A 21,190-nucleotide genomic window follows, 5' to 3' on the forward strand; every position below is an offset into this window, starting at 1 on the left:
CCATAAATTTGCAACCAATCGGTTTCAAATCAAGCCCGACCCATGCGCAGAGATATTTTTCAGGCCATTGCCGACCCGACCCGCCGGAGCATTCTGACGCTGATCGCGGTACAGGCCATGACGCCCAACGCCCTGGCCGAACACTTCGACAGCAGCCGGCAGGCCGTGAGTAAGCACCTGAAAATTCTGCACGAATGCGAACTGGTTTCCCAGGAGCAGCGGGGGCGCGAGGTGTACTACTCGCTCGAGATCGACAAAATGAAGGAGATCGATGCGTGGCTGGCCCCGTTCCGCCAAATCTGGGAGAAGCGCCTCGACCAGCTTGATGCTTTACTAATTAACCTTAAACATGAGCAACATGAGAAGTAGTGCCTTACTGGACTTCACCGTCAACAAGGAAGCCAAAACCATCCACGTCACGCGCAGCTTCGGTGCGCCCCGCGACCTGGTCTGGTCCGCGTGAACGGAAGCCGAGCTCCTCGACCAGTGGTGGGCCCCCGCCCCCTGGCGGAACCGAACGATCAGCATGGACTTTCGCCCCGGCGGCCGGTGGCGCTACGCCATGACCGGCCCCGGGGGAGAATCCCACTATTGCTTGGCCGACTACAGCAGCGTCACCTCGCCCTCGGAGTTCAAAGCCCTGGACGCCTTCTGCGACGAAGCCGGCAACATCAATCAGGACTGGCCCCGCTCCAAGTGGGAGGTACGCTTCGTGCCGCGGGAAGACGCTACCACGGTAGAGGTGACCATCCGCTACGAGGACCTGGCCGACCTCGAAAAATCCGTCGAAATGGGCTTCCAGGAAGGGTTCTCGCAGGGGCTGGCGCAGCTCGATCAGTTGCTGACCCAGCGTTAAAACTGGCCCTTATAAAACGGATCATCCTTACCGTCCTGGTCGTGCTCACGGGCCTGCTCCGCGTCAACGGCGGACCCAACAAGTTCTTCAATTACATGCCGGTTCCGGATGACTTGCCCAACGACTTCACGGCGCTGATGGAGATCGAGTGGGTGGTGCCCCTCACCGGAGCCTGGCCGGGGCGGGCTGCGCAGGAGCCGACTACTCGCGGAACCAGACCGCCCCCTACTCCTGAACGCCGGGCGCGACTTTCGGTGATCCGCCGTGCGTACCTTGTCCGGTAACAAAGCCAATCAGTTGAACATCGCCATCGTCGGCAGCGGCATCATCGGGCTTTCGACGGCCCACGAACTTCTGCACGCGGGACACCGGGTGCGCGCATTCACCAGGGACGCGCTTTCCGAGATCACTTCCAGCAAGGCCGCGGCCATCTGGTTCCCCTATCTGGCCCGCCCGGTGGCGGCCGTCAACCGCTGGTCGCGGGAGTCCTACGAACGCTACCTGACCCAGCTCGACCGGCCGGAGGCCGGCATCAGCCTGGTGGACCTTACCGTATTAGTAAAGGAGCCGGACGCCTGGTGGAAGGATGCCATTCCGCCGGGCACCCTGCACACGCTGCCTCCGGAAGAACTGCCCGGCGACACCGAATACGGCTACACTGTCAAGGCCCCGCTGATCGAAACCCAGCTATACCTCGCTGCCCTCGAAGCGGAGGTGCTGAAACTGGGCGGAAAAATTGAACGCTCGGCCGTCAGCGACCTGGTGGAACTGGCCGACGACTACGACCTGGTCGTAAACTGTGCGGGACTCGGCGCCCGCGAGCTGGTCGGCGATACCACCATGTACCCGGTCAAGGGTCAGATTCTGAAGGTCAAGAACCGGGCGGACGTACGCCACACCATCGCCGATTATTCCTTCGACGCGGCGGGCGAGCAGGCGGCCTACCTCATTCCGCGCCGCGATTTCCTCATCATGGGGGGCACCTCCATCAAGGGGGACTGGAACACCACCCCCGATCCGGAACTTACCACCGGGATCCTGGAACGTTGCCGCCGCATCACGAACGCTAACCTGGACGACGTGGTGGTCGACGAAGTGGTAGTAGGCCTGCGCCCCGGTCGGCCCGAAATCCGCGTGGAACGGGAGGGTAAGGTCATCCACAACTACGGCCACGGTGGAGCGGGCTATACCGTATGCTGGGGGTGCGCAAAGCGGGTAGCGGAGCTGGTCGGTTGAACCTGCAACGCGTACTCATTTCCGACTTCGGGTACGGCAGCAACGCCCGATGGCTCCTTGCCGCGGGATTATCGGTAACCGGCATCGAAATCTCGGAAACGGACAGCGCGTTCGGCCCCTGCGGCCTAGTGGACGCGAGGTGATCGATAAACCCAGCAACGACCGCCACCACGGTAGTTCTGTGCATTACTTCTCAGAAGGAATAGCCGCCGGACCCGCCGGGTGGCCGAAGAGATAGGCGATGATCATCTCCGGTACCACCCGTCGCTGTTCGGCCAGCATCTCCTGAAACTCCGTACCACGCACGGAAGCGGTCTGCTGGATAGTGTTCCGAGTGAGGAAGGGGTAGATCGTCATGCCGACCAGCGCGTTGATGAAGACGGGGGCGGATATCGGTCGGATTTTCTGCTTTGCGCTCAGGGCCCGGAGGTCGGCGGCAACCACCTCGTAGCCTTCCCGAAAGTCGACTATCCTGCGGAAGGCGGCGGGATTGCGCTCGCTCTCCGCCAGGCAGAACATCGCCAGGTCGGGCTGCTCGGAGAAGAGGTCCATACTGCGATTAACGAAGGCCCGGATCTTTTCCTCCAGGGGCAGGTCGTGGGTGAATACCTCGCGGTACATGCCGGTGAAGTCCCGCATGGCCTCCCGCGCTACCAACTCGAAAAGCTGCTCCTTTTTACGGTGGTAATAGTGAAGGGTGGCGACATTGATACCGGCGACCTCCGCGATGTCTCGCGTGCGGGTACCGTCGTACCCCTTCTGCATGAATACGCGCAGCGCGGCCAGACGGATTTTTTCTTCCGTGGAGACGGACAGGTTGGAAATGCTGGGCAAGGAATGGTCGTCGGGCATCGCAGTAGCAAACGTAGGTGGGGCACGGGAGTTGACCGAAAACGGACAAGACGCAAATACTTTAAATCAAATGATTGAACAATATGATTAGTGCCTGGCTTGTACGTGCGACCCCCTGAAGCCGGGTCTTTCGTTAATAATCCCCAAAGTATTGATCAGATGATCCTTGTAACCGGAGCCACCGGAGATATCGGTGGTAAACTCTGTGGCCTACTGTATGACCACCAGGTGCCATTCCGTGCGATGTGCCGCAAGCAAGCGCAGATCGATCAATTTATACGTAAGGGCATCGAAGCGGTACTGGGCGACTTCGAACGGCCCGAAACACTGACCGGCTGTATGCAGGGGTGCGACCGCTTATTCCTGATCACGCCTCCCGATCCGCGGCAGGTGAGGTGGGAAAAAGACGCCATAGATGCCGCCGTACGCACGGGCATTCACCGCATCGTTAAGGTGTCGGCGTCCGACGCGAACCTGGGATCCGTGGTACCCTGGGCAAAATCGCACGCCACAATCGACCACTACCTGCGGGGAGCGGACATAGCGTGGACCATCCTGAAGCCGACGGCCTTCATGCAAAACTTCCTGTCGCTGGCGAAATCCGTCTCCAAGGGGTTCTTACCGCAAGTAGCGGGCAAGGGAAAGGTTGGCTACATCGACACCACTGACGTGGCCCGCGTCGCTCACCGCGTACTGGTGGAGGACGACCACGCCGGGGCGACCTACTTCCTCACCGGTCCGGAAGTGCTGACGATGGGGGAAATTGCCGGACAGCTATCCGATGCACTAGGTAGAAAAGTACGGTACCTCAACCTACCGTCTTCGGTGTTTAGGATCATACTTCGCCTATCCGGTCTTTCGAAGTGGTTTGCCCAAGGCCTGGTGGTGCAGTTTGCCGATGTAGTCGCCGGGGGGCACGCCATGGACCTAAACGGGGAAGTGCGGCGCCTCACGAAGCACAAACCACTGAGCTTCGCGGACTTTGCGCGCGAGCACCGGGAGGCACTCAACGGGAATGGCTAGGCACCGCATAGTCTACTCTCCCCCTACCGCGAAACGCTTTTTTCCAGCCGGTAGGTGCTCGTACCACGGTGGGTCTTCCCGAACTGGTCCGTAGCACGAACCTCGATGGTGTGCTCGCCGGGTTCGAGCCTCACCGGAATACCACCACGCCAGAGGTGGGTACTCGGGATGGGGTTGGACCCGCGGCGCCCGGCGGGGAGCTCGGGGGTGGTATCCCATTCGTAGACCGAGGCCTCGTAGGTGGGGTCCTGCTCTTCCACGTGTTCCATGGCCTTCCAGTCGCCGTCGTCCACGCGGTAGAGGACCTCGTCGCCCGCGCGGCCCATGAAGAAGTTGACGTAGATCCCCGCCTGGGTGTTGCGGCCGTGGGCCACGACCTCGGGATTGAAGATTTCTATTTGGTAGTCTGCGGGCTTGCCGGCTACGCGGTACTCCGTCGTATAGCGGTTGCCGTCGAAGTGGAGGAAGGCGTACCCCTTGGGCGTACCGTCGCGCATGGTGGACACCGGCACGCCGTCCTCGTTCAGCCGCCCGGAATACCAGTCGCCGGAAGTGGTGCCCACGTTGTACTCGTGGTGGGGAGTGTCGCGCTCGAAGCCTTCTTCCGGGGAGAAGTAATCCTGCCGCTGAATGTGGGTGTGGGCCGAAAGGGAGAGCGTGTGGGGAAAGTCCTTCAGGATATCGAACAGGCGCTGGCGGTCCGCATCGCGGTAGGTTTCCCCGCCGTATTCGTTGAGGGGAACGTGGAAAGCTAGTACGATCAGGTGATCTTCGGGTACGAACCGGAGGTCGTTCTCTACGAAGTTTAGCTGGTCCTCCCGGAATCCCCCCCAGTAGCCGCTGGAGTCGCGGGGGTCGGGATAGAGGATATCGTCCAGCACGATAAAGTGGACCTTGCCGTAGGTGAAGGCGTAGTTGGCCGGCCCGAAGTGTGCCTCAAAGGTTTCGTCGGATAGCTCGTCGCGGGGCGCATCAAAGTTCATATCGTGGTTGCCCATGACGTTGTACCAGGGAATACCCACCCGTTTGACGGCATCGATATAAGGTTGAAACAGGTCGAGATCGTTGCCGACCAAGTCGCCGAGGCTGAGCCCGAAGGGGATGTTTTCGATCCCCTCCACCTCAGCGACTACGCCGCGGGCGAAGAATTCGATCTCTTCGAGGGTGTACGGCTGGGGATCGCCGAAGATGAGGGCGGTGAATTGCTCGGACTCGTCGGCCGGCAACAGGCCGAAGTCGACGGAAGCCGGCAGGTCACCGGTTGCCGGTACCCCGGGGTAGTCGGACCGGGGGGAACCCTTCGGCTTGTGCCGGTAGAAATACCGGGGCCGGTTGCTCTCGTCGACGGGAACCGCGTAGCCCGCGGGCTTGACGACGGCAATGATGTTGTCGTCGCCGACCGGCAGGGAATAGTTGCCGGAAGCGTCGGTCTGCACGACCCGTTCGCCGTTGGTAACGCTGACGGCGGCGATCCCCTTTTCGTTGCGGTCCCGCCGGCCGTTACCGTTGGCGTCGGCGTACACGGTACCGGTAGCGGTTTCCTGCGCGGTGAGGCCCAGGGAAGATAGCAGAAGGAAGTATGCGATAAATTTCATGGCAGCTTTTAGGGGGTTAATCGGTGGTATCCCACCAGACCCGGGTGTTAATATCGTCGGGGCCTCCAAGCAGGTCAAGCCCGGTCCGGTAGTTGCTCTCGTTGTTGATGCGGACATCCTGGGGGTAGAAGAACCGCGCGGGCATGCGACGGTCGTTCAGCATCGCCTCGGTGGTTGGCAGTTCGGGCAGTCCGGTCCGGCGGTACTCCAGCCACTGCTGATAATCAACAAAATACAAAGCGTAGTACTTCTGAAGCATGATGCGCGCGAGGGTACCGTCGTAGGCAGCTGCCGCCGTACCGAAGTAATCGTCGGGAACCGTGGCCCCGAGTTGCTCGATCGCGGCCGTCACCCCCGCTTCGTAGTGCTCTTTGGCACCGTCGGTATACCCGCGCTGGGCCAGTTCGGCCCTGATAAATTCCACCTCCGCGTAGGTCAGGAAGAAGATCTCCATGGGATTTTCCACCTGCTCGATGTTGAGGGTGGAGGCATTGTAGGTAAACTGGGATTCCGGGCCGGCATACGCGCTGGGAATACCGCGGTAGCCGATGCTCTGGTTGGCGGAATCCCGCGCCAGGGTGGCGATGACCGGCCGGCGCGGGTCGTCGACCGCGTTGAGGTAATCCAGGAAGAAGGTGGTCATTTTGGTGCTCAGCCGGAAATCCTGGGGGCGGCCCCACGGAGAAACGTTCGGCGTGACGCCGGTCACCTCCAGGACGGCAGACTCCCCGGTGGAGGTGAAGACGGGATACCGCTCGGGAGCATTGAGCAATTCCGCTACCCGCCCGAAGGAGCCGAAGGTCTCCCGGCCGGATATCCGCAGCAGCAGGCGCAGGTGCAGTGAATTCGTGAATTTCCGCCAGCGGCTTACGTCGTTCTGAAACAGGATGTCGGGCGCGTAGACCATGTCCCGGTCTTCCTCGTAGAGCGTATTGGCCCGTTCCAGGTCGCCCAGGATCGTGGCGTACACCTCCTCCTGGGAGTTGAAGGCGGGGTACAGCTTACCCTCCTCCCCACGGGAGGCCTCCTCTAGCGGTACCGGGCCGAACAGGTCGGTCAGGTTGGCGTACACCATGGCGTTCAGGGTGAGCGCGATGGCTTCGTAGTTGGGGTCTTCCGCCTCTACGGCGGCCGCGCGCATCTCCTTGATATTGTTGGCGATGCGGTAATACCAGTACCAGGAGGAATTGCCGATGTTCTGGCTGACGTCGTAGCGGTGTAGCCCACCGGATACACTGGGGAAGGGTACGGTGACCTGCATGAGGTCGAAGGTGATGGCGTGGCTCCGGCCGGCGTTGTGGGTGGCCAGGTCGTAGAGGATGGGGTTGACGAGCGTACCGGGACTAATGGTGGCGATCCGGTTGGGGTCCTCGTTCACCTCCGCGAAGTCCCCGGTGCAGCCGCCGAGTAGGAGGAGGATAAGCAGGGCTAGCCAGGAGAATGCTGGATATTTCATACGGAAGGGGAGCTTAGAGGGTGAGCTTGAGGTTGAAGCCGTAAGTGGCCGGAGAGGGCATCTGGCCGATCTCGGCACCCGGCAGGAAGGTGTCGCCATTCAGGGTCGCCGTCTCGGGATCGTAGATCGGGAAGTCGGAAAGTACCGCCAGGTTGCGGCCGAAGAGGCCGAGTTGCAAGCCCTCTATATGTATGTTCTTCAGCCAGTTGCCGGTAAAGGTGTACTGGAGGCTCACTTCCCGTAGCTTCAGGTAGGAGGCATCGAAGGAGTTGGATTCCACGTTCGCGCGCCGGTAGTAGCGGGTGTACCAGTCCGGGGTCAGGGCTTCGGTAGTGTTGGGAGAATAGGTGCCGTCCTTGTTGACCACCACGCCGTCGCCTACGATGTAACCCGTTTCCCGCCCCGCAAAGGTGGAGCGCAGCTTACCCTGCTCCACGAGCTTGTGGTGGGTCTGGGAATAGATGATGCCGCCGTACTGCCCGTCGAGGGTAACGTTGAGGGTGGCCTTGCCCAGGCTAAAGCTGTTGAACAGGCCGGCCTTCCAGTCGGGAGCGGCGTCGCCGATGTAGGAGATATCGCTGGGGTAAGCCGGCAGCCCGGCGGCGTCGTACACGATCTGCCCGTCGGGTGAGCGCACGAACGCCGCACCGTAAATCGCGGTGGTGGTGCCCCCTTCTTTGGCGATGATCGTAGCCTGCCCGGCGGAGCCGATTTCCTGCTGGCCCTGGATGCCGTCGGCCAGCGCGAGTACCTCGTTCCAGTTGCGCGAGAAGGTGAGCGTACTGGTCCAGTTGAGCGTTTCGGTTTGTACCGGCTTGCCGGTAAGGGTCAGCTCCACGCCGCGGTTGCGCACCTCCCCGCTGTTAAGCACCGCCGAACTGTAGCCGGTGGTGATGTCAAGGGGGATGGAGATGATCTGGTTCTTCGTGGTGGTCTGGTACACCGTGAGGTCCACGTTCAACCGGCTCTTCAGGAAGCGCGCCTCCACGCCGGTTTCGTAGCTGGTGGTGATCTCCGGTTTGAAGTTGGGATTGTACAGGTTGGTCGACAGGGAGGCGGAACTGGGGAAGGCGCTCTGGCTGTAATACTTACTGGTGCGGTAGGGGTCGGTGTCGTTGCCGACCTGCGCGAAGGAGAAGCGGTACTTCAGGAAGCGCAACGCCCCGGGCAGTTCGAAAAGCTCCGAGAGGATGACGCTTACGTTGGCCGAGGGGTAGAAGAAGGAATTGTTCTGCACCGGCAGGGTACTCGACCAGTCGTTGCGGCCGGTCAGGTCCAGAAAGACCTTCTCGTCGTACGACAGGGACAACAGCCCGTAGAGACTGTTGACCTTCCGGTTGCGGTCGTACGTCTGGACGATGGGGTTGTTCACGCCGTTGGCCAGTTTGTACGTGCCGGGCACCACCAGGGCGTCCACGTAGGCATCCGTGCGGCGGTAGCGGTAGTCCAGGGCGTTGCCCCCCAGGGAAGCGGAATAGCTGAACCGGTCGGTAAACTGGTCCGAATAGCTTAGTAGAAAGTCGGAATTCACTTCCTGCTTGAAGACGTTTTGCTTTTCGTAAAAGCCCCGCTCGTAGCGGTTGATGCTGTACGGGCGCTTTTGTTCCCGGTCCTGGTAGTACGTATTCAGCGAGGTACGCAACATCAACTCCAGCCGCGGGGCCAGATCGATCCGGGTAAAGATGTTGCCGACGAGCTGGTTGCTGGCCAGGGAGTTGGTCGCCTCGTAGGCGATGAGAAAGGGGTTATCAATGTAGGAGCTGTAGGGCTGGATTTGCTGGATCTGCCGCTGCCCGTCCTGCCAGATCGGCCGGTACCAGTCGAGGTCCACGTTCGGGTTCTGAAAGATCATGAAGTAGGCGATCGATCCGTTGTTGTAGCCGGTGCTGGGGAGGTTGTCGCTGCTGCGGTTGTTGTAGTTGATGACCGAGCCGACCTTGATCCGGTCGGACACCTGGTAGTCGGCATTGATGGAGGCGGTGAGCCGCTCGAAGCCCGTATTGGGCATGATCCACTCGTTCTTGGAGTGACCGGCCGAGAGGCGCATGGAGCCCTGTTCGTTGCCGCCCTGGAGGGAGACATTGTTGTTGTAGGTCACGCCCGTTCGCCAGAAATCCTTGCGGTTATCGGGATAGGCGCGCCAGGGCCGCCGCTCCGCCGACTGCCCCTCGGTCGCCGGATCGTACTGGTAGAACGACTGGCCGGCGAAGGCCGGCCCCCAGGCACTGCTGGTACTGCCGGTGTTGTTGCCGTCCTCGGAGGAGCCGTAGGAATAGTAGGGGTCGCCGTTCGCGTCGAAGCTCCTGCCGGTACCCTGTCCGTATTCATACTGCCAGTCGGGCCACCGCTGGATGTGGTCGAGGGCAATGCTGGAGTTATAGGTAACGCCGAGACCGGGAGTTTTCCGGCCCGACTTTGTCGTGATGACCAGTGCCCCGTTGGCCGCCCGGCTGCCGTAGAGCGCGGTGGCTCCGGGACCTTTGAGTACCGTCACGCTCTCGATGTCTTCCAGGTTAAGGTCCGAGATGGCGTTGCCGTAGTCGATCGGCGAGTCGCTGCCGCCGTAGGCGCTCGAGGAGCCGGAGGCGGTCAACTCCTGGGAGACGGGCACGCCGTCGACGACGATCAGGGCGTAGTTCCCGTTGGGGTCCAGGGAATTGTTTCCCCGTAGGGTAATCTGCTGGGAGCCCATCGGCCCGGAACCGGCCTGGGTGATGTTGAGCCCGGCTACCTTTCCCTTCAGGCCCGACGTCCAGTTGTTGGGTACGGTCTGGGCCAGGTTGTCGGCCTGTACGGTCGCCTGGGAAAAACCCAGTTTCTTCTCCTCCCGTTTGATGCCGAGGGCGGTGACCACCACCTCGTTGAAGGAGTTGACGTTGTCGGACAGCGTGATGTCCTGCGCGGCACCGGGAGTCGCCGTGACCGTTTTGCTGCCGAAGCCGACATAGGAAACCTCCAGTTCGGCGGGGGTCGTGGTTACGGGTAGTACGAAGCGGCCGTCGTAGTCCGTCACCGTCCCGTTGGTGGTCCCCCGCTCGCGTACGGTAGCGCCCGGCAGCGGCAGCCCCCCCGTATCGTGTACCGTGCCCCGGACGGTGTCGCGCACGACCGGTGCGCCGACCGGCGGCGCCGCCACCGACGCCTGCCCCGACAGGGAGGGCAGCAGTATGCCGTGCACACAGCACATACACAATAGGAGGCGGAGACTCAGGTGGTAAAACGTTCCCATACTGGCTTGGTCTAGAGGGTAGCTGATAAGTCTGATAGAGCGCTGAAACAGAAGGCGGTAGGTAATAGCCGTAAAGGACGCCAGCCCGTGCAAAGCACAGGTAAACTCACATTAAACCTCCGTTAATTGACTTCGCCGGGGTGCCAAATCCGCTGGTTTTCCCCGACAGACCCCGCACCCGCACCCCCTGCGCCCAAAAAATTGGCTAGGAGCCCTTGTCAGTTTCCGAGACTTACTTACTTTTGCTTTTAATTGGACTTAGTCTAAATAAAGTAAAAGACATGAGAGCACCATTATTCCTTGCCCTGCTGGCACTGACCACTACCCTCTCCGCCCAGCACGGCGCCCTTAGCGGATCGGTCGTGAACGAAGCCGACCGACCCCTGCAGTTCGTGGGCGTAAGTCTGGAGGGCACCACCCGTGGAGTCGAATCCGGTCGCGACGGCAACTTCCGGCTGGAAAGGATCCCCGCCGGCGACTATGTGGTGCTCCTTTCGGGTATCGGCCTGGCGAACGAGCGCGTGAACGTGCGCATCAGCGACGGACAGACCACGGACGTGGGCCGCATCCGCCTGACCGTACAGGACGAGCAGCTGGCCGAGGTGGTGGTACGCAGCGGCCGCGATAATTACGCGCAATCGGCGACCTCACCGTCACTGCGCCTACAGACGCCCATCGCCAAGCTGCCGCAGAACATCCAGGTGGTAAGCGAAGAGCTGGTGCGCGACCAGCAGATCACCAACATCATGCAGGGACTGTCGCGCAACGTCAGCGGGGTCACGATGCTGGAGCACTGGGGCAACTTCGCGCGCCTCAACATGCGGGGCTTCCGCATCCCGGCCTTCCGCAACGGCTTTAACGTGAGCGACAGCTGGGGCCCCTTGTCGGAAGACATGAGCCTGGTCGAGCGGATCGAATTCGTGAAGGGGCCGGCCGGCTTTATGCTCTCGGCCGGCGAGCCCGGCGGCCTCTACAACGTGGTGACCAAGCAGCCCACCGACCGGCCCGTCGGCGAAGTGACCCTGATGGGCGGCAGCTTCGACTACTACCGCGGTGCCCTCGACCTCGGCGGGCGGCTGACCAAGAACGGCAAGCTGCTCTACCGCCTCAACGGCATGTACCAGACCTCCGACACCCACCGCGGCGATGAGGACGCGCAGCGACTGACCATCGCCCCGGCCCTGACCTACCGCTTCTCCGACCGGACCACCCTGACCGGCGAGGTCATCTACCAGCAGGCCGAGAGCTTCCTCGGCTCGGCCTACATCTTCGCACCGGTGAGCGCGGGCTACGGTAGCCTCGACCGCGACTTCCGCTTCGTGGACCCCGACTACCCCGCCACCGACATCACCGAATCCACGGTCCGCCTCAACTTCAACCACCGCTTTTCCCCGGACTGGCAGGCCACCGTACAGGTCGCCCGCCTCGACTACGAGCAGGAGGGCTACTCGGCCTGGATCGCGAGCCTGGAGGACAACGGCGACGTGTACCGTACCGTGAGCCTGTGGGATGCCCTCTCGCTCGGCAACTACGCCCAGGCCTTCGTGAACGGTGAAGCCCGTACCGGCCAGGTGAGCCACACCCTGCTGGCCGGACTCGACTATACGGACAAGGAGTACTATGCGGACTTCTACAGCTCGCAGACCGAGGAAACCCCCTTTAACATCTACGCGCCCGGCGACGGCCGCTTCGGGGCGCTCACCTTCGACCGCTCGCAGGACCTGCGCGACCGCTACCCCGACCCCTACAACGGCTTTCGGTCTACGGCCCTCTACGTGCAGGACGAACTCGGCTTCTTCGGGGACCGCCTGCGGGTGACGCTCGCCGGCCGCTTCACCCACCTGGAAACCGTGGGTAAGGATGCGGCGGACGACACCTTCACCCCGCGCGTCGGCGTCAGCTACGACGTACTGCCCGACCTGGCGGTGTACGCCCTCTACGACGAGTCGTTCCTGCCCAGCAACGGCGTCAGCGCCGACGACGAACCCTTCGATCCGGTCCGCGCCCGCGACGTCGAGGGCGGCGTGAAGAAGTCCTTCTTCGACGGCAAACTGCGGGCCGCCCTCGGGGCCTACCGCATCACGAAGAACAACGTGCTCGTCACCGACCCCGAGAATACCATGTTTTCCATCCAGCTGGGCGAGATCCGCTCAAAAGGCTTCGAATTCGACCTGCAGGGCGAGCTCTACCCCGGCCTCAACCTCGTCCTGAACTACGCCAACACCAACGTGGAGATCACCGAGGACAGCGACCCCAGCCTGATCGGCACCCGCGTGGCCGGTCACGCCGAGCACGTCACCAACGGCTGGCTCACCTACGCCTTCGGCCGCACCTCCGCCCTGGCCGGCTTCGGGGCCTCGCTGGGCTACCAGTACCAGATCAACCGCTCGACCTGGACCTGGGGCGCCGACAACCAGACCGACCTGCCCGACTACTTCCGCATGGACGGTGGCCTGTTCTGGAAGAACGACAAGTTCCGCGTGCAGCTCAACGTCAACAACCTGCTGAACGAATACCTCTACTCCGGCGCCAACTACGGCAGCTACCTCTACTGGCAGTCCGAGCCCGGCATCAACGGCCGCCTGGCCGTCACCTACCGCTTCCGCTAACCAGCAACCAGCAACCAGCAACCAGCAACCAGTGAAAAGGAACACCACCCGCTACCGCCTGCTACTGGCCGTCCACAAGTACCTGGGACTGGCGACCGGCATCATCGTACTGCTCGTGAGCCTCACGGGGGCTGCCTGGGTGTTCCGGGACGAGATCGAGCCCCTCTTCGAGCCGGCCTACGCCTTCGACGTGGCGGCCGCCGACGTGCTGCCGGCCTCGCGGGCGCGGGAACTTGGACGGGCCATCTACCCCGACCGGGCCGTACACGGCACCCTCTACGCCGACCCGGGGCAGCCCGTGGAGGTGATATTCTACCAGCTCGAGCCGGAGTTTTACCGCAGTGCCCTGCTGCACCCCACCACCGGTGAGCTACTGCACATCAAAGATCACCGGGCCGGCTTCTTTCCGTGGCTGCTGCGCGGGCACATGTACCTGTGGCTGCCGCCGGACATCGGCGGCCCGCTCGTCCGCTACGGGGTGCTGGTGTTCCTACTCATTCTGTTGTCCGGATTGCTGATCTGGCTGCCGGGCCGGGTGAAGCACCTACGGCGCAACCTCTCCTTCCGCTGGAAACCCACCACCGGCTGGCGGCGCAAGAATTTCGACCTGCACGGTATCGGCGGCACGTACGTAGCGGTATTCGGCCTGCTCTTCGCCGTGACGGGTTCGGCGATCGGCCTGCCGTGGTTCTACCAGGGGATGTACCGGGCCCTGGGCGGCGACGGCGATCCGAGCTTCGTGATCCCCGGGAACGTCAGCGCGGCCCCCGCTACCACGGCAATGGCTACCGAGCCCTTTGATTTGCTGGTACCCCGGTTGCGCGTGGAGAACCCCACGGCGAGGAATTTCGAGATCCACTACCCCCACGACGGGGAAGCGAGCGTCTACGTGGAGATCTCCCGCGACGAAGGCACGTACTGGCGCAACGACTACCGCTTCTTCGACCGCTACACCCTGGAGGAAATCCCCTCCCCGAGCGTCTACGCGAAGTACGGCGACGCCGACTTCGCCCGGCTGGTCATGCGCATGAACTACGACGTACACGTGGGCGCGATCGGCGGCATTCCCGGCAAGGTGATCGCGCTGCTGGCGAGCCTGGTGGTGGCCTCCCTGCCGGTCACCGGCTTTCTTCTATGGCTCGGCCGGCGAAAGAAGGGGCGGCGCTCCCCGGTACAGGCGCGGGCGCGGACGCGGGTGCCGGAGCACGTGGGCTGAATAAGAGGGCCAGGTTCGGCGGGCGTAAAGTACCTTTCCGCGCAAGCTACCGTTCTCCCGAAGTATGAAATCACTCCCGGTTCTAGCGAAGCTCAGAAAGGTGACGCGCATCATAAACCTGGAAAACAAGCGGACCGAAAAGCTATTCGGCGTCAGCCTGCCGCAGGTACTCTGCCTGCACTGGCTGCACTTGCAACCCGACTACACGACTAACGCAACGGCCATCAAGGACTACCTGCAGCTGAACGCCAGCACCGTGACCGGCATCATTCAGCGACTCGAGAAGCGCGAACTGATCGTCCGTTGCCCCGATACCCGTGACCTCCGGGGCATTCAGATCTCCCTGACCTCGCAGGGACTGGATTTACTCAATGAATTTGCGGAAAGCTCCCACTCCCTGATCGGCCGGTTGTCCGCCAGCCAGATCGAGCAACTGGAAGCGACTATCGGCCTGTTGGTCGACGGCCTGGACCTCGATCCCACCGGAGAAAATACCCCGCCACCACCCTTTTAAGATACCTGGCCAGGGAATACGTCTGAAAGAGTAACCCTTTTAGTTTCTATAGAAACTAATAAGTTTATTTTTAATAGTTTTGCGGGCCGTTAGCTAAACAATACACTTCCGATGGTTCAACACCTACCCTTCCGGGCCGGCAGATTCCCCATTTTGCTGGTCGCTCTTTGCTTTTCGCCCAGTCCCGCACCCTTACCGGTAAGGTCATCGATGCCGATAACGGCGAGGGCATAATTGCCGCTACTGTGCTGGTGAAGGGTACCTCCCAGGGGACCGTGACCGACTTTGATGGCACCTTCTCGCTCTCTGTGCCCGCCGGCCGGGATACCCTGGTGGTTTCTTACGTAGGCTACCAGAGCCGGACGGTTTCCGTGGCCGGAAAATCAAAGATCACCAGCCGCCTCGGCGGCTCCGTGGACCTCTCCGAAGTGGTGGTGACCGCCCTCGGCGTGGAGCGGGAGGAGAAGGCCCTCGGCTACTCCGTGCAGAAGCTGGACGCCGAGCAGATCTCCACTGTAAAACCCACCAACGTAACCAACCCCCTGGCCGGTAAGGTGGCGGGCGTGTACGTGACCGGTGGATCGACGGGCCCCACGGCCTCGGCCAACATCAACATCCGCGGCGCGGCCTCCCTGCTGGGCAACAACCAGCCGCTCTTCGTGGTGATCGGCCTGCCGATCACCAACGACCTGTACACCTTCGACGACGGCCTAAACGGCTCCACCACCATCGACTTCGGCAACGCCGCCCAGATCGTCAACCCCGACGACGTGGCGTCGGTCAACGTACTCAAGGGACCGGCCGCCTCCGCCCTCTACGGCGCCCGCGCGGCCAACGGCGTCATCCTGATCGAGACCAAGACCGGCCAGAACATCGAAGGCTGGGGCGTCGACATCGGTACCACCACCACCGTGGGCGGAATCCTGAAGATGCCGGACTTTCAGAACGAGTACGGCTTCGGCGGCGGCGGTAAGTACAGCTACGTCAACGGAACCAACTACATCGGCCCCAACGAATCCTACGAGGCCTACGGCGAAAACTGGGGGCCCCGCATGAACGGGCAGCTGATCCGCCAGTTCAACTCCAACGGGGAGGCCGTGCCCTTCACGCCCGCCGAGGATAACGTCCGCGACTTCTACCAGACGGCCGTTACCTCCATCAACAACGTCGCCATCAACAACGCGACGGACGACGGCGACATCCGCCTGTCCTACACCCGCCTCGACAACCGCGGCATCGTACCCAACACCGGCGTGGAACGCAACACCTTCCAGACGAGCATCGGCCGCCGCCTCTTCGACGACCGCCTGAAGATCCGGCTGAACGCCATGTTCGTGGACGCCGGCTCCGACAACGTGCCCAACGCGGGCTATGATGAGTCCAGCTCCGTACAGTACGGCTGGCTGTGGTACCCCCGGCAGGTGGAGATCGGCGCCCTGCGCGATTACTGGCAACCCGGACAGGAGGGCGTACAACAGCGCTACGTCGAGAACCTGTGGGTCAACAACCCCTGGTTCATCGCCAACGAAAACACCAACTCCTTCCAGAGCAACCGCCTGATCGGTAACCTGAAACTTGAGTACGAGATCGCCCCCCGCCTCGACCTGCGCCTGCGCTACGGCACCGACGTGCTCGACGAGGGCCGGCAATACCGCCGCGCCCCCTCCACCCGGGGCATCCTGCTGGGTAGCTACCGCGAGGACGAGATCTCCTTCTACGAGACCAATGCGGAATCCCTGCTTTCCTACGGCTCCGACCTGGAGTACGTTGCCGAGGAAGGCGAACTGTACGGCCTCGGCTTCGTCCGTGACCCGGAAACCAACCAGATCATCCATCAGGACGGCCTGCCCCTCATCGGCGACGAGGAGGTCAGCGCCGGTTCCTACCAGCCCGACCTGCGGCTGGGCGTGATGAACTCCTTCCCCTTCGGCCCGGTGAAGTTCAGCTTCCTCGTCGACGGGCAGATCGGTGGCCGGATCTACTCCCGATCCCACGCCCTCTACGCTACGGGCGGTACCATCACCGACGACGACGACCCCAACCTGCCCCTTTCCACCCTCGACGGCCGGCAGTCTTTCCTGGTGGACTACAACAACGAGGGCGAGCCCGTTTACACCGTCGACGAGCCGGGCACGGGTGTGGTGGGCCCGGGCCTCAAGTGGACCGACGAGAACGGCAACGGCGAGATCGACCACGCTACCGAGCTGAGCCCCAACGACGTGGCCGTACAGCCCGGAGGTGTCGGCTAAGTGGGTTACTTCTACACCTACTACGGCAACGGTTTCAACTGCGACAACATCGAGGCGGCCACCTACGACGCCACTTGGTTCAAGCTCCGGGAAGTGACCCTCGGCTACGACCTGCCCGCCACCTTCACCGAACGGATGGGCCTGCACCGCGCCCGGCTGAGCCTGGTGGGCCGCAACCTGCTGCTCTTCACGGACGTGCCGACCATCGATCCGGAGACCTATAGCATCCGCAATGACTGTTCGTGCCGGGCTTCGAGAGTACCCAGATCTTCTCCACCCGCGAGATCGGTTTCTCCCTGAACCTCGGCTTCTAGTCACGGGCCCCTGTAACCAACCAATCAAGAAATCGCACGGCCGCTGCGCCGGCGCACAGCAAAACCAGTATGTCTTTCACCCAATTCGTTTTTCTTTCCCTCGGGCTGCTGCTCTTCGCGGGCTGCGACAGCTTCGAGGAATTCAATACCAACCCCAACGAGCCGACCGCGGTCTCGCCGGAGGTCCTCCTGCCCGGTGCCATCCGCCAGAGCGTGAATACGTCCGTAGACGCTTCCTTCCTGGTCGGCAACAACGCCGCCCAGCTGACCGCCAAGACCCTCCGCCTATAGGTCGACGCCTACAACTGGAACGCCTTTCCGACCGACTGGGAGGGCTGGTTCGGTAGCCTTACCGACGTCATCGCCGTGGAGCGGCTGGCGATCGAGCGCGAAAATGCCGCCCTGGAGGGGGCCGCGATCACCCTGCGCGCGTGGATCTACGCCAACCTGACCAACGCCTACGGCGATATTCCCTACGCCGAGGCCATTTCCGGCACCGAGGACGTCTTTACCCCCCGCTACGACGACCAGGCCGACATCTATGCGGACCTGCTGTCCGAGCTGGCCCGCGCCTCCTCCCTGCTGGCCGAGGCCGCGGCGAAGGGCTGGACCGACGGCGACGTGGAGGAGCTCTACCGAGAGGGTATCCTGGCGAGCATGGACTACTGGCAGGTCGACTTCGGCCCCTTCGGCTACGATGGCTTTGCTGACTACTACGACAATTCCGGCGTAGCCTACGAAAGCATGACCGACATCTGGGAGCAGAAGTGGCTGGCCCTCTTCTTCACCGGCCTGGAGCCCTACTTCGAGCTGCGCCGCTGGTACGTGGCGTCCGGCAAGTCGTTCGACGGCGTACCGTTCGTCAGTGCCACCTGCGAGAACCTCAACGACGACCGGCTGCCATTGCGCTTCCTCTATCCCGGCCAGGAGCAGAGCCTCAACGCCGCCAATTACGAACAGACCGTGAATGACCTCGGCGGAAATACCCAGAACGCCGAGATGTGGCTGGTAGAGTAAGTCAGTCGCCCTCCGCTTATGGGCGGCTAGTTTAATATATACCTTGCAACATGGGAAATCTATTCAAGAGCAAGCACTTTGACATTCACGGTCCGGTTTTCTATCCGGCCGCCGCGATCATCCTGCTGCTCATCGCGGTTTCCTTCTTCTTCAGCGAGGACATAGTTACCGTCTTCGGTGCCTACCAGCGGGCGACGTCCGACAACGCCGGCTGGTTCTTCGTACTGGCGATCAACGTCTACGTGGTAGCCGCGCTGTACTTCGCACTGAGTAAGTACGGTAAGCTAAGGCTGGGGGGAGAGAAAGCGCGCCCGGAGTTTTCCACCTTCTCCTGGTTTTCCATGCTCTTCTCGGCGGGCATCGGTATCGGGCTGCTCTTTTACGGCGTGGCCGAGCCCATCAGCCACTTCGACCGGCCGCCTCTGGAACCCGGCGACGGCGACGCCCTGAACCGTGTGCGGCAGGCCATGCTATACACCTTCCTGCACTGGGGGTTGCACAGTTGGGGGCCCTACGTCATTATCGGCCTGGCACTGGCCTTCTTTACCTACAACCGCGGGTTGCCGCTTACGATCCGCTCCCTGTTCTATCCCCTGCTGGGTGATAAGATATATGGCTGGCGCGGCGACGCGATCGATACGCTGGCCGTGGTGTCCACCCTCTTCGGATTGGCCACTACCCTGGGCATCGGCGTGCAGCAGGTGGCCGCGGGGCTAAACTACCTCTTTGGGATCCCCAACACCACGAGTACCTTTTTGGCCCTGATTCTGCTCATCACCCTGGCCGCAACCGCCTCGGTGGTACTGGGGCTTGACAAGGGCGTCCGCCTGCTGAGCGTACTTAATATGCGGCTGTCCATCATCTTTTTGGTAGCGATCCTGCTGCTCGGGCCGACGGTCTACCTGCTCGACGGCTTCGTGCAGAATACCGGGCAGTACCTGGACGGCATCATTCGCGTGGGTACCTGGGCCGAAACCTACACCGGTGGCAACTGGCAGAACGACTGGACCATCTTCTACTGGGCCTGGTGGATCAGCTGGTCACCCTTTGTGGGCATCTTTATCGCCCGCGTATCCAAGGGGCGCACCATCCGCGAGTTCGTGCTCGGCGTCATGCTGGTGCCTCCTCTGCTGATTTTCCTATGGATGTCCGTCTTCGGCGGTACGGCCATCTTCCTGCAGCTGCAGGGTACGGCCGACATCGTAGCCGCGGTACAGGACGATATCTCGACTTCGCTGTTCGTGATGCTGGCGGCCCTGCCGTGGTCGCAGGTCACCTCATTCATCGGGATCATCCTGGTTACGATCTTCTTCGTGACCTCCTCCGACTCCGGCTCCCTGGTGGTCGACAGCATCACCACCGGCGGTAAGCTGGACGCCCCGGTGGGGCAGCGGGTCTTCTGGGCGCTGCTGGAGGGTGCGGTTGCCGCCGCCCTGCTGTTTGCGGGCGGGTTGGAGGCCCTGCAGTCGGTGGTCATCGCCGCCGGGCTACCCTTTGCCGTGCTCATCCTTTTCGTGATCTATTCGTTGCGGAAAGGACTGCAGGAAGAAGTCAACCTGCTCAAGAAACGGGCCACCGAACGGGAACGGAAGTCGTACGTGGACCACGTCAAAAACCTGCTGCAAAACGCCCAAGATGAAGCCAACTAGCGTACTGATCTGTCTCGACCTCTCCCCCACCGATGCCGGTATCGTGGCCTACGTGGCCGACCTGGCCAGGCGGTGAAGCGCCGTCCGGCAGGTTACCCTGTTCCACAACGTGCGCTACGACTTCCTGGTCAACGAGGCCCTGGAGGCGTCCGACTATGAAAAGCTCAAGGGCGCCATCGCGAAGGAGATCGACAAGAAATACCGCTCCGCCTTCTCCGCCACCGACTGTACGGTAGAAACCTTAGTCCGGGAGGAGAACAATTCCGCCGCGGCCATCCTCTCCGCCCGCAAGGAATACGGCATCGACCTGCTCGTGATGGGCAAGAAGAAGAAAACGGAGGGGTCCGGCCACCTGCCCTTCCGGGTGATCAACAACGACCTCGACGGCACCCCCCTGTGGCTTTTCCCGCGCCGCGTCAAGACCAACTGGCGGCACGTGGCGGCCGGCATCGACTTCACACCCGCTACCGAGCGTACCCTGCGGTCCACCGCCGCCCTGCGCGACCTCTTTTCCGCCCGGCTCACCTTCGTACACGTCTACCACCTGCCGAACGCCTACTTCCCCTACCTGCGCGACCAGGACGCCGAGATGGTGGAGCGCGTGAAGAAGGCGGCCGGGAAGAAGTTCAGCGAATTCCGCCAGCGGGTAGATCTGGATCCCGTCCGGGGCGCCGATTTTGCCCTGACCGCCGGCGAAAACGTCGTTGCCGCCCTGCGCGACTACGCCACCAAAAACAACGTCGACCTGCTCGTCATCGGCCGCTGGAGCCAGAAGAACCTGCTCGGCAGCCGCGTGGGGGACATCACCCGCAAGCTGATGACCGGCGGCGGAGCGCAGGTGCCGTTGCTGATCGTTTGACCGGAAGACCTTCGGCTGGTAGCCGCCACGATAATACTTCCCTAGATTTCCTTTAACCTCCACGTAAGGGTAGCGGGGCGGTTGCTTCCGTTTATAGTGACTGTAAGACAAACCGTCTGCTATGAAATGGATTCCCCAACTGCTCCTCTTCCTCTTTGCTGCACTGGCCTCCGTACCGGTCCTGGCGCAGCCGCCCCACGTGCAGCGCATGCACCACGAGCGCGACCTGCAAAAGGCCCAGGACGAACGCTACCGCGAGCAGCGCAAAGCTGATCACGAACGCTATCGCGAGCAACGCAAAGCCAGACACAAAGCGCGAAAGAACCGCCGCAAATCCGGACACAAAGCTGCTCCCCACGATCGCTACCACACCCGCGAACCCTACCCCACCCGGCCCGCGCCACGGACTGGCCCGCAAGAGCGTGGCAGAACCTCGCCGCGTCGCGAAGACCGGCGGATCCCGGATCATCGGCCGCTGCCGGCCTCATCCCTCCACCACCGTTCGGCCCGGTAGCC

General features: G+C 62.2%; 17 protein-coding genes and 2 pseudogenes. 15 read left to right on the forward strand and 4 right to left on the reverse strand.

Annotation, left to right across the window (positions count from 1 at the left end):
* Positions 1-42 precede the first annotated feature (42 nt).
* The 4 genes and pseudogenes from DQG19_RS11210 to DQG19_RS11225 all read left to right on the forward strand — a co-directional run bounded on the left by DQG19_RS11210 (position 43) and on the right by DQG19_RS11225 (position 2,092).
* Positions 43-369: an ArsR/SmtB family transcription factor gene (locus tag DQG19_RS11210; protein ID WP_116126341.1), complete on the forward strand. Its 327-nt coding sequence runs from the start codon at positions 43-45 to the stop codon at positions 367-369.
* A 106-nt stretch (positions 370-475) separates the two neighbouring features.
* Positions 476-856: pseudogene (locus DQG19_RS11215) on the forward strand (SRPBCC family protein); the annotation flags it as partial.
* A gap of 41 nt (positions 857-897) precedes the next feature.
* Entirely contained in the window at positions 898-1,140 is a 243-nt protein-coding gene (locus DQG19_RS11220; protein WP_116126342.1) for a hypothetical protein, read from the forward strand.
* A 13-nt stretch (positions 1,141-1,153) separates the two neighbouring features.
* A complete protein-coding gene (locus DQG19_RS11225) occupies positions 1,154-2,092 on the forward strand; it encodes an FAD-dependent oxidoreductase (RefSeq protein WP_157974460.1) in 939 nt (312 codons plus the stop codon).
* 186 nt (positions 2,093-2,278) lie between these two features.
* On the opposite strand, the gene DQG19_RS11230 is transcribed toward DQG19_RS11225, so the two are convergent.
* Entirely contained in the window at positions 2,279-2,944 is a 666-nt protein-coding gene (locus tag DQG19_RS11230) for a TetR/AcrR family transcriptional regulator (protein WP_116126344.1), read from the reverse strand.
* Between the two features lie 159 nt (positions 2,945-3,103).
* Here DQG19_RS11230 and DQG19_RS11235 point away from each other — a divergent pair, with 159 nt between their 5' ends.
* Positions 3,104-3,967, forward strand: coding sequence for an SDR family oxidoreductase (locus DQG19_RS11235; protein ID WP_116126345.1), 864 nt, complete (start codon positions 3,104-3,106; stop codon positions 3,965-3,967).
* 23 nt (positions 3,968-3,990) lie between these two features.
* Here DQG19_RS11235 and DQG19_RS11240 read toward each other — a convergent pair whose 3' ends face one another.
* The 3 genes from DQG19_RS11240 to DQG19_RS11250 are packed head-to-tail and all read right to left on the reverse strand — an operon-like array spanning position 3,991 to position 10,247.
* Positions 3,991-5,562 carry a calcineurin-like phosphoesterase C-terminal domain-containing protein gene (locus DQG19_RS11240; protein ID WP_116126346.1) on the reverse strand — a complete coding sequence of 524 codons (1,572 nt, stop codon included), beginning with the start codon at positions 5,560-5,562 and terminating at the stop codon, positions 3,991-3,993.
* A gap of 16 nt (positions 5,563-5,578) precedes the next feature.
* Positions 5,579-7,018 (reverse strand): SusD/RagB family nutrient-binding outer membrane lipoprotein, encoded by a 1,440-nt coding sequence (locus tag DQG19_RS11245; RefSeq protein WP_116126347.1) that lies wholly within the window; start codon positions 7,016-7,018, stop codon positions 5,579-5,581.
* 13 nt (positions 7,019-7,031) lie between these two features.
* A complete protein-coding gene (locus DQG19_RS11250; protein WP_116126348.1) occupies positions 7,032-10,247 on the reverse strand; it encodes a SusC/RagA family TonB-linked outer membrane protein in 3,216 nt (1,071 codons plus the stop codon).
* A gap of 281 nt (positions 10,248-10,528) precedes the next feature.
* On the opposite strand from DQG19_RS11250, the gene DQG19_RS11255 reads away from it, so the two are divergent.
* The 10 genes and pseudogenes from DQG19_RS11255 (at position 10,529) to DQG19_RS20880 (ending at position 21,188) form a co-directional block, all read left to right on the forward strand.
* The gene (locus DQG19_RS11255; RefSeq protein ID WP_116126349.1) at positions 10,529-12,856 is read left to right on the forward strand and encodes a TonB-dependent receptor; all 2,328 of its coding nucleotides are present in this window, start codon (positions 10,529-10,531) and stop codon (positions 12,854-12,856) included.
* A 31-nt stretch (positions 12,857-12,887) separates the two neighbouring features.
* On the forward strand, positions 12,888-14,072 hold the full coding sequence (locus DQG19_RS11260; RefSeq protein WP_116126350.1) for a PepSY-associated TM helix domain-containing protein: 1,185 nt from the start codon (positions 12,888-12,890) through the stop codon (positions 14,070-14,072).
* A gap of 100 nt (positions 14,073-14,172) precedes the next feature.
* Positions 14,173-14,586, forward strand: coding sequence for a MarR family winged helix-turn-helix transcriptional regulator (locus DQG19_RS11265; protein ID WP_157974461.1), 414 nt, complete (start codon positions 14,173-14,175; stop codon positions 14,584-14,586).
* 167 nt (positions 14,587-14,753) lie between these two features.
* On the forward strand, positions 14,754-16,835 hold the full coding sequence (locus tag DQG19_RS11270; RefSeq protein WP_198661725.1) for a carboxypeptidase-like regulatory domain-containing protein: 2,082 nt from the start codon (positions 14,754-14,756) through the stop codon (positions 16,833-16,835).
* Positions 16,836-17,135 carry a hypothetical protein gene (locus DQG19_RS21220; RefSeq protein WP_198661726.1) on the forward strand — a complete coding sequence of 100 codons (300 nt, stop codon included), beginning with the start codon at positions 16,836-16,838 and terminating at the stop codon, positions 17,133-17,135. It abuts the gene before it with no gap.
* An 83-nt stretch (positions 17,136-17,218) separates the two neighbouring features.
* Positions 17,219-17,440 (forward strand): hypothetical protein, encoded by a 222-nt coding sequence (locus DQG19_RS21225; RefSeq protein WP_198661727.1) that lies wholly within the window; start codon positions 17,219-17,221, stop codon positions 17,438-17,440.
* Between the two features lie 42 nt (positions 17,441-17,482).
* Positions 17,483-18,166: pseudogene (locus DQG19_RS21640) on the forward strand (SusD/RagB family nutrient-binding outer membrane lipoprotein); the annotation flags it as partial.
* Positions 18,167-18,216: 50 nt separating this feature from the next.
* Positions 18,217-19,815 (forward strand): BCCT family transporter, encoded by a 1,599-nt coding sequence (locus DQG19_RS11280; RefSeq protein WP_116126352.1) that lies wholly within the window; start codon positions 18,217-18,219, stop codon positions 19,813-19,815.
* A gap of 109 nt (positions 19,816-19,924) precedes the next feature.
* Positions 19,925-20,674: a universal stress protein gene (locus DQG19_RS11285; RefSeq protein WP_116126353.1), complete on the forward strand. Its 750-nt coding sequence runs from the start codon at positions 19,925-19,927 to the stop codon at positions 20,672-20,674.
* Between the two features lie 121 nt (positions 20,675-20,795).
* Positions 20,796-21,188 carry a hypothetical protein gene (locus DQG19_RS20880; RefSeq protein WP_157974462.1) on the forward strand — a complete coding sequence of 131 codons (393 nt, stop codon included), beginning with the start codon at positions 20,796-20,798 and terminating at the stop codon, positions 21,186-21,188.
* Positions 21,189-21,190: the final 2 nt, after the last annotated feature.

This window comes from Lewinella sp. IMCC34183 (assembly GCF_003390915.1).
Lineage (GTDB): Bacteria > Bacteroidota > Bacteroidia > Chitinophagales > Saprospiraceae > Neolewinella.